This is a genomic window from Kistimonas ophiarachnellae (assembly GCF_057552235.1).
In genome coordinates, this window is record NZ_BAAJPA010000037.1 from 1 (window position 1) to 2,351 (window position 2,351).

Genomic DNA, 2,351 nt, shown 5'->3' on the forward strand with positions numbered 1-2,351 from the left:
CATTCAGCCAATTTCAGTCTGGACAGCGTGCAGATTATTGATGGAGACGGCAACCCGCTGAGCGGCCATGGCGTCGCCAGCATTGACAGCAACAAGTTACAGTTTGAGCCAGGCAGTGACTTTGATTACCTGGCCAGTGGTGAGAGCACTACAGTCACTGTTCGCTATGAAATGTCCGATAACGCAGGGCTCACGTCAGAATCAACGGTCACCATCACGATCACCGGTACCAACGATACACCGGTAGCGACACCCAATAGCGCCACGGGCCATGAAAACGCAATCCTGACCATTGACGTGCTGGCCGACGACACGGATCTGGACCACAACGATGATTCGACCAACTTCACCCTTGACGATGTTGAGATTGTTGATACTAACGGCCAGCCACTGACAAACCGTGGCGCCGCCAGTATCGACAGCAACCAGCTGCAGTTTGACCCGGGCAATGATTTTGATTACCTGGCCAGTGGTGAGAGCACCACGGTGACCGTGCGCTATGTGATGTCCGATGACGAAGGGGCCACCTCCGAATCAATGGTCACCATTACGGTCACCGGCACCAATGACACGCCGGTGGCGATGCCCGATACCGCCACGGGCCATGAAAACGAAACCCTGACCATTGACGTACTGGCCGACGATACGGACGCAGACAACAACGACAATCCCGTCAACTTCAGTCTGGACAGTGTGCAGATCGTCGATGGAGACGGTAACCCGCTGACCGGTCATGGTGTTGCCAGCATAGACAACAACCAGCTGCAGTTTGTCCCCGGCGGTGACTTTAATTACCTGGCCAGTGGCGAGAGCACTACGGTGACCGTGCGCTATGTGATGTCCGATGACCAAGGGGCCACCTCAGAATCAATGGTCACTATTACGGTGACCGGCACCAATGATACACCGGTAGCGACACCCAATACCGCGACGGGCCATGAAAACGAAATCCTGCTCATTGACGTACTGGCCGACGACACGGACCTGGATCACAACGACAATCCCGCCAACTTCAGTCTGGACAGTGTGCAGATCGTCGATGGAGACGGTAACCCGCTGACCGGTCATGGCGTTGCCAGCATTGACAGCAACCAGCTGCAGTTTGACCCGGGCAATGATTTTAATTACCTGGCCAGTGGTGAGAGCACCACGGTGACCGTGCTCTATGTGATGTCCGATGACGAAGGCGCCACCTCAGAATCAATGGTCACCATTACGGTCACCGGCACCAATGACACGCCGGTAGCGATGCCCGATACGGCCACGGGCCATGAAAACGAAATCCTGACCATTGACGTGCTGGCCGACGATACGGACCTGGACCACAACGATGATTCGACCAACTTCACCCTTGACGATGTTGAGATTGTTGATACTAACGGCCAGCCACTGACAAACCGTGGCACCGCCACTATCGACAGCAACCAGCTGCAGTTTGACCCGGGTAATGACTTTAATTACCTGGCCAGTGGTGAGAGCACCACGGTGACTGTGCGCTATGTGATGTCCGATGACGAAGGGGCCACCTCAGAATCAATGGTCACCATTACGGTGACCGGCACCAATGACACGCCGGTGGCGATGCCTGATACCGCCACGGGGCATGAGAACGAAACCCTGCTGATTGACGTGCTGGCCGACGATACGGACCTGGATCACAACGACAATCCCGCCAACTTCAGTCTGGACAGTGTGCAAATCGTCGATGGAGACGGTAACCCGCTGACCGGTCATGGCGTTGCCAGCATAGACAACAACCAGTTGCAGTTTGTCCCCGGCGGTGACTTTGATTACCTGGCCGACGGTGAAAGCACCACGGTGACCGTGCGCTATGTGATGTCCGATGACGAAGGGGCCACCTCAGAGTCAATGGTCACCATTACGGTGACCGGCACCAATGACACGCCGGTGGCGATGCCTGACACCTCCACGGGCCATGAAAACGCAATCCTGACCATTGACGTACTGGCCGATGATACGGACCTGGATCACAATGATATTCCGGCCAACTTCAGTCTCGACGATGTTGAGATTGTCGATACTAACGGCCAACCACTGACAAACCGTGGCGCCGCCAGTATCAACGGCAACCAGCTGCAGTTTGACCCGGGCAGTGACTTTGATTACCTGGCCAGTGGTGAGAGCACCACGGTCATCGTGCGCTATGAAATGTCCGATGACCAGGGAGCCACCTCGGAATCAACGGTCACCATTACGGTCACCGGCACCAATGACACGCCGGTGGCGATGCCCGATACCGCCACGGGCCATGAAAATGAAATCCTGACCATTGACGTACTGGCCGACGACACGGACGCGGATCACAACGATAACCCGGCCAACTTCACGCT

General features: G+C 55.9%; 1 protein-coding gene. It reads left to right on the forward strand.

Features of this window, described 5'->3' with window-relative positions; translation table 11 throughout:
• A partial coding sequence (locus AC27K1_RS21500; protein ID WP_487152845.1) for an Ig-like domain-containing protein occupies nucleotides 1-2,351 on the forward strand: 2,351 nt, incomplete at both ends.